This is a genomic window from Nostoc sp. (assembly GCF_036916655.1).
Lineage (GTDB): Bacteria > Cyanobacteriota > Cyanobacteriia > Cyanobacteriales > Nostocaceae > Nostoc.
The window spans coordinates 279,768-289,466 of record NZ_JBALFY010000117.1; the positions used below are offsets into that span (position 1 = coordinate 279,768).

A 9,699-nucleotide genomic window follows, 5' to 3' on the forward strand; every position below is an offset into this window, starting at 1 on the left:
AGCCATTGAGACGAATTACTGTCAGCGAACGCTCCTACACTCAGCAGTCATGTAGCCAACCAGCCTTATTGGTCGAAATGCTCTGCTCTCACCTGACTCAGAAAAATCCTTACCTGATCAGATTATTCTTTATCCGACTGCCGTTGCAGCAGGAAAGCGGTGCATGAAATCCCAAGCAAACAGTAAGCCTAAAATTTTGGTTGTCGATGATGAACCAGACAACCTTGACTTGCTTTACCGCACTTTCTATCGCGACTATAAGGTGCTAAGGGCAACCTCTGGCCCCGCGGCCCTTGATCTGCTGGCTCAAGAGGGAGAGGTCGCGGTGATCATCTCCGATCAGCGGATGCCGATGATGAGCGGTACAGAATTTTTAAGCCTCACAGCAACTCAATATCCAGATATTATTCGGATTATTTTAACTGGCTACACCGATGTCGAAGACTTGGTGGAAGCAATCAACGCTGGTAAGGTATTCAAATATGTCACTAAACCGTGGGAAGCTGAAGAACTTAAAGCAGTGGTACGCCAAGCTTTGGATACCCACAATGTTCTCAAAGCCAGAACCCGCGAACTTACCCGCACACTCCGTCAAGAATCACTGCTGAATACCGTTACAAATACGATTCGCAGTGCTTTAGACTACAGACAAATTTTGCAAGCAATTGTAGACACAGTGGGTCACATGTTAGAGGTGGATGTCTGTCTGTTGCGTCCCTTTCAAGATGACCAGTTGGCGGATAAAGGATTTATTTATCAGAAGCCTCTTTCTGAAGAAGCAGAGGTGGAGGGGATCGGAGGGGAAGTAGCACTAAATCTTTCTCCTTTGCCCCCCATCTCTTCTGCTCCCCATCCTCTTGTTTCCCCTCAGCCTCTTTTGGCTCAGACGGTGTGGGAAACCCGCGAAGTCCAGGTAATTCACGATGCCATCGATGATGAGCGGATTCACGGTAATACTGCCGAACTGCACGAGCGGGGGGAAGCTTTTGCTGCTGCTGATATTCGTTCTAGTTTAATTGTGCCACTGATCTGCCAACAAGAACTGATGGCAGTGCTAGCACTGCACCAATGTTCTCAGCCTCGCCTCTGGGGGGATGATGAGGTGCAGTTAGTTTTGATGGTAGCGGATCAGGCAGCCTTAGCTTTGTCTCAAGCTTATGCTTACGAACAAGTACGTGCCCTTGCCAAGCGAGAAGCCCTAATTAACACAATTACAAGCGCGATTCGCTCTAGCCTAGATCCGCAAGATATATTTGCGGCCATCACTCAGCAATTGGGACAAGCTTTACAAGTCGATGGCTGTGTCCTGTCTTTGTGGACTGAGGAAGATGAGTTTGTCGAGTGTGTGGCCTTGTATGACAGTTTTCAACATCTAGAAAATTCACGCTTGCCAGCCCCAGATAATCATTTAAATGGCAATAATCACGTACCAACTCAGAGATTACCCTATTCTCAAGCATCCATACAGGAGAATCCCATCCTCCAACAAATGCTACAGACTCATGAACCTGTGGTAATTGGTAATGTGAGCCATTCTCCCTCAGATGTGCGGGGTTTTGATTTGCCTTTAAAAATGCCAGCGCGATCGCTAATGTTTGTGCCATTGTTGGCTGACGGTAAATGTATCGGTAGTATTACGCTACATGAAGGTAAAAAAATACGCCAATGGCTACCGTCTGATATCGATTTGGCGAAAGCAGTAGCAGCGCAAGCAGCGATCGCTGTGCAGCAGTCACACTTGTATGAAAAAACTCGCCAACAAGCTGAACGCTTACTGGAGTTAGACAAGCAAAAAACTGAATTTTTCCAAAATATTTCCCATGAGTTTCGCACACCGATCACCTTGATTCAAGGGCCTTTAGAGTCGGCGGTGGCGGCTGGTGAAGGATTATCTTACTCCCAAAGTGCGATCGCTCTGCGTAATTCCCGCCGCCTGCTGCGACTGGTAAACCAACTCCTGGATTTACAACGCTTGAATGCAGGGAGAATGCAGCCTAGCTTCCATCCTTGCGATTTAGTCGAGTTTGTCAGCCAAATTGTGGAATCTTTTCGTCCCTACTGTGAGAAAAAGAGACTGCATCTCGTCACCCAGTTAGATGAATGTTCTACGGTGTACTTGGACATGGAAAAATTTGACAAGGTGGTTTATAACCTCCTGTCAAATGCCATGAAGTTTACTCCCGAAGGTGGCACGATTAGTGTCAGACTAAAATCTGAGCGCGATCGCTGCGTCTTGCAAGTACAAGATACTGGAATTGGCATTGTTAAAGAACAAATTCCCCATCTATTTGAGCGCTTCCGTCAAGCAGAAGGTTCAGCAAATCGCTCCTATGAAGGTAGTGGTTTAGGTTTAGCTTTAGTTAAAGAATTGGTCGAATTACATGGTGGTCAAGTCACCGTGGAATCAGTTTACGGTCAAGGCACTACCTTTAGTTTATGGCTGGTGAGTGGAAATGCTCATTTACCCCCACAGCAAGTACTAGAAACGCCTACCGAACTGAATACGAGCCGCGCTAGCGTAGAATTAGCTGATTTAGAACTAGTAGAGTCAACAACAGACAATATTGAAGATATTACAATAAACTTCCCCCCCAGTATTGATACTCAAGACTCAGCACATAAGACTCAGCACTCAATTTTAGTTGTAGATGACAATCCAGATTTGCGAACCTATGTATCTGAGATTTTCCGTCGCAACGGTTATCGCGTACAGACAGCTCGTAACGGTCATGAAGGGCACAGTAAAGCTAAGGAAATTCTACCCAGCTTAATTGTGACTGACTTAATGATGCCCTTGGTCAGCGGACTTGAGATGATTCAGTTGATCCGCAATGAGGAGAAGTTGAAAGGAACACCAATCATTCTCCTGACAGCGAAAGTAGACGAGGAAACCCGCATCGAAGGTACAGAACATGGGGCGGATGCTTATTTAGCAAAACCATTCAACGATCGGGAACTTTTGGCGGAAGTTCGGAATCTTTTAGCGTTGAAAGAAAATGAGCGGCGAATCGTGGAGTTAAATACTTATCTCACAGAATCGGTGCTAAAGCGCTTTTTACCAGCTGTATTGGTGCAAAAAGCCGCAACTGGAGATTTGACGTTAGATTTGCGCCCAGAACCACGCTTAATTACAGTTTTGTTTAGTGACATCGTAGGTTTTACACAGCTATCAAATACTCTCAGATCCCGACGAGTCGCAGAGTTGCTAAATGAATATTTAGAAGCTATGACCAAGGTTGTATTTGGTAATGGCGGCACTGTCGATAAATTTATGGGAGATGCGATCTTAGCTTTATACGGAGCGCCCGAAGAACTAACCCCCAATGAACAGGTACGTCGTGCCATTAATACAGCAAGAGCAATGCACCGCTCACTGGCCGTGTTAAACGAACGCTGGCGAGAGCAAGGTGTATTCGATGGCGACAGACTTACTAGCGTCCAGTTTCGGTGTGGTATCCACCAAGGTACTGCTGTTGTGGGAATGTTTGGTAGCGCGGAACGTGCCGATTATACTGCTATTGGCCCAAGTGTAAATATCGCTGCTAGGTTGCAAGCTGCCGCCGTTCCCGGTACGATCCTGGTTTCTGCTGCCGTGGCAGATTATTTGCAGGAAGAAGAAATTACTAAAGGTAGTCCGCTAGAACTTAAAGGAGTAGATGAAACAGTTTTGACTTTCGCTGTTACACCAGAGGTAATGGTTAATCGCTAAAATTTAGACTGGTATTTGAAAGCATTATCAATGAGTAAGAGTGCCTAATCATATCCAGTTTATATAATATGACACCATCGGTTGCAGACAAAACTCCAATTCCAGCCAAGGTCTGGAGACGACATACTGATCCCCCAGGTTTGTGGATTTCTGTTGTTGTCGGTTCAGTCTCTCTGCACTTGCTGGTGTTCTGGCTGATGCGCTCATCTAATGCATTTAGTCTGTGGTTTCCCCAGCAAAGTCAATCTGCTGTTCCCATTGAATTGATAGACATTGCTCCCAAAACACAATCAACAGCCAAAACAGCTTCATCAAAGCCACTATCTTCACCTCAAAAGTCTGTACCAGCAGCACGTCCACTACAAACAGGACGAACTACGCCCAGAAATCAAGATTTTGGCGTAATAGATTCTGTGGATAATCCCCAGCAAAAGAGGCGTAAGGTCGCCTCTAAACCTAATAGCCAACCCTTTAGACAACAGAGAGTTCCTACGCCCAGACCGACAGCCACATCCACACCCAGACCGACAGCCACATCCACACCCAGACCAACGCCAACATCCACGCCCAAACCGACGCCTACATCCACACCCAGACCAACGCCAACATCCACGCCCAGACCGACGCCGACATCTACACCCAGACCGACACCGACATCTACGCCCAGACCGACGCCGACATCCACAGTTCCAGTCGGTAATCTACCTTGGAAACCCCGTCCACCCATCAACTTGGGAAACGGAACGCCCCTACCAACAACTATTCCATCAAATTTGCCAGTTTCGGAACCTGAAAACAGAGAAACTCCAGCAGTTCCAACTAGGGAAACTCCACCAGCTTCTACTGGGGGAGCATCGGTAGCAATAGTAGCTCCTTTATCTAGAGATGAAGTGATTAGCTTGATACAATCAAGAGGATTTCGACAAGATGCTTTACCCGACGTTATCGCTTTATACAAGGGAAGCAACACAAAACAATTAGACTCAAGTTTTCTTGTCCAGAATTCTGGACTTAAACCAGCACAGCTCTTGACTAGCTTAATAATTGATCGCAATGGTAACTTTAAACAGGCTGTAGTTCTAGAAATACAACCAGCAGCACTGCAAAGTGAAAAAAGCACATACGAGCAAGTCCTCAATGAAGTTTTCAAAACAGAAAACTTTCTTCCTGCTCACAATAACGATGGCAAAAAACCAGACTTGAGCAATCTGTATATTAGAGTCACAATCCAAACTGCCAATTAAAACTAAATGCTTGATTTTTTACCTAAGCTGTGTTAGATTTATAGGGTTGGAAATACGCGGGCGTAGTTTAGTGGTAAAACTATAGCCTTCCAAGCTATTAATGCGGGTTCGATTCCCGCCGCCCGCTTAGAAAAAACCCTCAAATATACTAACTACTGCCATCAGTAAGGTTAGGGAGACGCGATAAATCGCCGTCTCTACAAGGTATTTATCCGTCAATTGGTTTTAAAAGACTCAGAGCAGCAAAATTTCAGGCAAGGTGATAAATGCGGGTGTGGGAGTCAGCCAATGCTTCTTGATTTTCTGAATTTAGAATTGCTGCTACGCTAATTGAGGTTTTCTAGGCGAATGCGTGGATCGGCTGCTTTGAGCATCAAGTCGGCGATTAAATTGCCAACAATCAGCAATACTGCGCCCATTAATAAGCTTGCCATTAATAAATATAAATCTTGAGCTTGTAAAGCCTGTAAAGCTAATCTCCCTAAACCGGGCCAGTTGAAGAAAAATTCAGCGATGAAAGCACCATTTAATAAACCGGCTAATTCAAAACCCAATAAGGTAATTAAGGGATTTATAGCATTGCGGAGTGCATGAACGTAAATTACGGGGTTTTCTGGTAGACCTTTGGCACGAGCTGTTTGGATGTAATCTTGACGCAGCACATCCAATAATTCGCCGCGAGTGATGCGTTGCAAACCAGCAAAACTAGTAATTGAGAGGGCGATTGTGGGTAAAATCATGTGCCAGCCGATATCTAAGATTCTGCCAAACCATGATAGTTCTGAGTGATTAATGCTAGTCATACTACCCACTGGGAATAGCGGCGAGGTGATTTGGGCTAAAACCAGCAGCGCTAAGGCAGTGATGAAACTGGGAAAGCCTTGTCCAGCGTAACTGATCACCTGTAGAATCCGGTCTGCTGGTTTATTTTGTTTAACAGCGGCAAAGATTCCTAGAGGGATAGCGATCGCCCATGTGACAATTAAAGACGCGATCGCTAATAACAAAGTCGCTGGTACCCGTTCCCACAACAGCGATGCCACTGAACGCTGATAAATAAAACTTGTGCCAAAATCCCCTTTGGTCAAAATTCGCCATAGCCATAGCCAAAATTGCTCTGGCCAAGACTTATCTAGGCCAAACTGCCGCTTGATTTCCGCAATTCTTTCTGGAGATATCTTCGGATTTTGCCGTAGCGTATCTACATAATCACCGGGAGCGAGTTGAATGATAAAAAACGACAAAGCTGACGCCAACAACAAAGTCAGGAGTGCCTGCAATAGCCGCTTCCCTACATAAACAAAAGTTTCGCTCGTGACTAACCTGATTAGCCAATCCCGACCTGTCTCCAAGGAAATTTTTGTAGATGTCATTTATCTTTTGTCCTTTGTCCTTTGTCACTTGTCACTTTTCCTTTGTCCTTTGTCCTTTGTCATTTGTCATTTGTTTTTCTATTGACCAATGACCAATGACTAATGACCAATGACTAATATTCAATTAAAGAGATAATTGGCACGTCCGGCAAATGTGTACGCCCTTGTAAATCCCGTAGCTCGATAATAAACCCAAACCCTACTAGTTCGCAGCCAATTTTCTGCACCAACTTTGCTGTAGCACTTGCAGTTCCACCTGTGGCAATCAAATCGTCTACGATCAAAACTCGGCTACCTTGGTGTAAAGCGTCTTGATGCACTTCTAGGCAGTCTGTACCATACTCTAGTTCATATTCAATTGAGTGAACGACTGCCGGTAACTTACCTCTTTTGCGAATGGGAATAAAACCAGCTCCTAACTTATAAGCCAGAGGTGAACCAAAAATGAATCCCCTCGACTCTATCCCAATGACATAATCTACAGCTATTCCAGTTTCGCTGCATTTTTGTGTTAAAAAGTCAATAGTGTAGCGCAGTCCTTCGGGATCGCGCAGTAACGTAGTAATATCCCGAAATAAAATTCCGGGTTTCGGGAAATCTGGGATGTCACGAACGAGAGACTTTAAATCCATAACATGGGGAATGGGGAATGGGGAGTAGGGAATGGGGAAAGTGAGGAGTGAGGAGTGAGGAGTGAGGAGTTATTAATTTAAATTCATAACTATCCTAGTCCTTAGTCTCCAATCCCCAATGCCTAATTTCAGATACCTGAAAAATCGTACACTATAATGTCATACGCTGGGGGTCGAGGCTGAAGTTTCGCCCTTCATTGACGATAATTAGAATCTAAACCAAGCTAGAAAAGGTCTTGCATTAATAAATGAGGTGAATTTAGTGATGTTTTAAAATTTTGATTTCAATATAGGGAAAACTTTCAATAGAAAGAGTTAAGTAATGTATATATCAGGTAGTCATGATACTGCTACAAGTCTAACGCTCAAGTCTTGACTACCGACCTTAAATTTGTTTTATCTAGTCTGTTGGAACCGCATAAGGTATTTATAGAATGAATGTCTCAGCAAGTTTAACGCCGTTCAACAGTCCAACCCAAGACTCAGTGCCAATGATTTTGGACACTTTACCAGATCCGGCGATCGCTTCCAAAACCTGTCCTCGGAGAACTAGGCTGCAAATTGACCTGATTTTACTGGCAATTGAAGCTTTAGAGCTTGGTGGTTCAGAAGCAATCCTGGCTTTTGCTCAAGAGTTGGATCTTAAAGGAATTGTTAAAGACAGGGTGAATTTATGGCGGATGCGTAGCTCTAACCCGCTACGAAGAGCGCATATACGCCGTCCCTTAACTATTATGGAAGCGAAAGCTCTGGTGGTAATTGCTTGCTACATAGCGCGGCGTTTAACTGTTGTCATCCGCCAATTATTAATGATATGTCAACAAATGGAAGAGAAGCAGATTCCATTAGAACAGAATTTGCGTCTATCTAATTATCTAGAGCGGTTTAGAGCGCATTTTAAAAGCCGGATGAATGCTCGGCGTTCTGGTGTACTAGCATTAACTTCTGATGAGAAATTAGATGCGCTAGCGATAAATTTGTTAGGACAATTACTATTTTGTACTGGTACGGCTGGAATGCAGCGGTTCTGGATTAGTCTTTTTGACGGTGAAGTGGAATGAATATTCAACGTAAGTATAGTCTACCTAATTGCACACTTCTTTTAGAAGGGTTAAGTGATGTCACTAGGGCTGCACAATTCCAGGAAATGCGCCCGGAATTGTCAATATTGGTAAATGCAGAATGCTATTTATCTGGGTACAATCAACCCTTAACGGGAGGACGGGAATTTTTTGAAAGTTTGGTAAGGGCTGTTAGTGGCTACGCCCAAGAATTTTTAAGTAGTGTACCCAATCCGCAAGCACACAATCAGGAATCGGAGCTAGTAGAGTTTCAGAAAATTGACAGCAACCGACATCGATTAATCATACATTCAGAAGGCGCTCCAGAGGGATTTGAGTCTCACTCTAAGAATTCCAAACGTCCGCCGATTGAAATAGATTTGAATACGGTGCAGTTGTTTGATTTAGTAGAAGCAGTAGATCAGTTTTTTGCTGATAGCCAGACTTTACCAGAATTATCTCTAGAACTACAACCGGTTACTAGACGCTATGGCGGTGCTAGTCAGGCTTTGATCAGGCAGACTGTTCCTGCGGCTGTGGGAGTATCAAGTTTAGCAGTAGCAGCGATCGCATTTAACTTGATTCCACCTCCCCAAATTCGTCCACCACAGCCTAAGGCAGATGAGCAAACTAGCTCTACAACCAAGAGCCTCACTCCCCCAGTATCAGCGAATACAACTCCTATTGCCGCTGCAACGCCTACACCAACACCCGCAGCTACAGCTAATACAAAGCCAGTAGTTAAAGATTTAGAAGCACTTTTAAATACAGTTCCAGAAATTACCGATCCATCCCAGCTGCGTGCATTGAATCGTCAAGTGTATAACCAAATTCATCCAGCTTGGACTAAGCGTTCAGGATTGCAACAGGATTTAATCTATCGTTTGGGTGTAGCTGCGGATGGTGCGATCGTTGGTTATAAGGCGGTGAACAAGGAGGCTAATCAAGGAGTTGGACAAACTCCTCTACCTAACCTACTTTACAATCCTGCGAACCGCGCTCCCATTTCCAATGAACCGATCGCCCAATTCCGAATAGTATTTACTACAAGTGGTGTGCTGCAAGTTAGTCCTTGGCGGGGATATGCGAGGACACCGGAGGTAATCGGGGCAAAAATTACTGATTCTAAGATCACGAAAGGTTTAAATCAAAAGCTTTATAATACAGTTCGCCAAAGCTGGAGTGGTACTCCCACCTTTACGCGAGATTTGAAATATCGGGTAGCAGTCAACAAGGATGGTGTAATTGCTGACTATGAACCACTCAACCAAGTAGCCTTTGACTATTTTCGGGAAACACCTCTTCCCAAGATGTTTAACGCTATCTACGGTTCCAATGTAGCTGCTCCCAATGCCAAAGAACCTCTAGCTCACTTCCAAGTGATATTCAAGCCTAACGGCACATTGGAAGTCACTCCTTGGCAGGGATATCAGTAATCAGGGAATGGGGAATGGGGAGATGAGGGGGATGAGGGAGAAAAATAACTCCTAACTCGCACTCCTGAAGGGCATGGGAAATGGGGAAGAGAATTAAGTTGCTGCTATTCCCAATTCTCTATTCCCTATTCCGGGGTATGAGTATCATCGGATGCTGTTGGCGAAATATTTCTTCACATTGCCAACAAAGGAAGCGCGATGTCTGGAAGATGTTGAATTTTGTCTTAGAAATAGCTTTTTGGGT

6 protein-coding genes and 1 tRNA gene are annotated in these 9,699 nt (G+C 44.6%); 5 read left to right on the forward strand and 2 right to left on the reverse strand.

Going from position 1 to position 9,699, the window contains the following annotated elements; all coding sequences use genetic code 11:
* Positions 1-163 precede the first annotated feature (163 nt).
* The 3 genes from V7L31_RS31615 (at position 164) to V7L31_RS31625 (ending at position 5,080) form a co-directional block, all read left to right on the forward strand.
* Positions 164-3,709, forward strand: coding sequence for a response regulator (locus V7L31_RS31615; protein ID WP_334699890.1), 3,546 nt, complete (start codon positions 164-166; stop codon positions 3,707-3,709).
* 68 nt (positions 3,710-3,777) lie between these two features.
* Positions 3,778-4,953, forward strand: coding sequence for a hypothetical protein (locus V7L31_RS31620; RefSeq protein WP_334699891.1), 1,176 nt, complete (start codon positions 3,778-3,780; stop codon positions 4,951-4,953).
* Positions 4,954-5,009: 56 nt separating this feature from the next.
* Positions 5,010-5,080, forward strand: a tRNA-Gly gene (locus tag V7L31_RS31625).
* A gap of 199 nt (positions 5,081-5,279) precedes the next feature.
* Here the strand turns inward: V7L31_RS31625 and V7L31_RS31630 are convergent.
* Together V7L31_RS31630 and V7L31_RS31635 are read right to left on the reverse strand one after the other, a co-directional pair.
* Positions 5,280-6,326: an ABC transporter permease gene (locus V7L31_RS31630; RefSeq protein WP_334699892.1), complete on the reverse strand. Its 1,047-nt coding sequence runs from the start codon at positions 6,324-6,326 to the stop codon at positions 5,280-5,282.
* 113 nt (positions 6,327-6,439) lie between these two features.
* Positions 6,440-6,958, reverse strand: a complete 519-nt coding sequence (locus V7L31_RS31635) for an adenine phosphoribosyltransferase (protein ID WP_179069185.1) — start codon at positions 6,956-6,958, stop codon at positions 6,440-6,442.
* A gap of 434 nt (positions 6,959-7,392) precedes the next feature.
* On the opposite strand from V7L31_RS31635, the gene V7L31_RS31640 reads away from it, so the two are divergent.
* Positions 7,393-8,019, forward strand: coding sequence for a DUF3038 domain-containing protein (locus tag V7L31_RS31640; protein WP_179066478.1), 627 nt, complete (start codon positions 7,393-7,395; stop codon positions 8,017-8,019).
* Positions 8,016-9,455, forward strand: coding sequence for a DUF4335 domain-containing protein (locus tag V7L31_RS31645; RefSeq protein WP_334699893.1), 1,440 nt, complete (start codon positions 8,016-8,018; stop codon positions 9,453-9,455). Before V7L31_RS31640 ends, V7L31_RS31645 begins: the two co-directional genes overlap by 4 nt.
* Positions 9,456-9,699: the final 244 nt, after the last annotated feature.